The sequence below is a fragment of the Hymenobacter terrigena genome, assembly GCF_054776515.1.
The window spans coordinates 1-541 of the sequence record NZ_BAAHBU010000024.1; the positions used below are offsets into that span (position 1 = coordinate 1).

The 541-nt window shown below is 72.1% G+C and carries 1 protein-coding gene; it reads right to left on the reverse strand.

Annotated elements, in window-relative coordinates; genetic code table 11:
* The coding region (locus ACYU7Q_RS21895) for a hypothetical protein (RefSeq protein WP_460611584.1) at window positions 1–181 on the reverse strand (181 nt) is incomplete at its 3' end.
* Between the last annotated feature and the right edge of the window lie 360 nt (window positions 182–541).

Below are 541 nucleotides of genomic sequence, written 5' to 3' on the forward strand. Positions count from 1 at the left end.
CGTACCGCCAGAACTCGCCCACCGCACCGGCCGCGGCCAATCCCACCAGGCACCACAGCATGGTCGCGGTGTAGCGCCCCAGCGTCCCGATCCGCTCGATGGGCTGCGGGTAGCCCGCGGGCAGCCCGGGCACCAGGGTCGGCTCGCGCCAGGTCAGGTTGGGGAAACCCCAGCGCGGCATCAGCGGGTACCTTGGCGGGCCGCTGTAGTGCCCGGCCTGCCGGACCCGGCGCGGCGGGATCGCCCCGGGCGGCGGTGACGCCATCCAGCGCACGCGGGGGCGGAAGTGGTACCGATCCGGTTGCATGTGGCCTACTTCGGTGTGCTTCGAAGCGGCGGAGCCGCTTGCAGTGGGCCATCAGCCCGCACCGCCGCGGGTTCTGAGGTGGTTCCTCGCGCGGACAGCTCCGACGTGGTGAATGACATCTAGCTTTCCTGTTGGGCTCGCGCGTTCAGCTCGGCGAGATAGCGGTTGTAGGCGGCCAGTTCGTCGTCCTCTTCCTCGGGGACGGCGGGGACGGGCCGCACCGGCCGGGGCGCG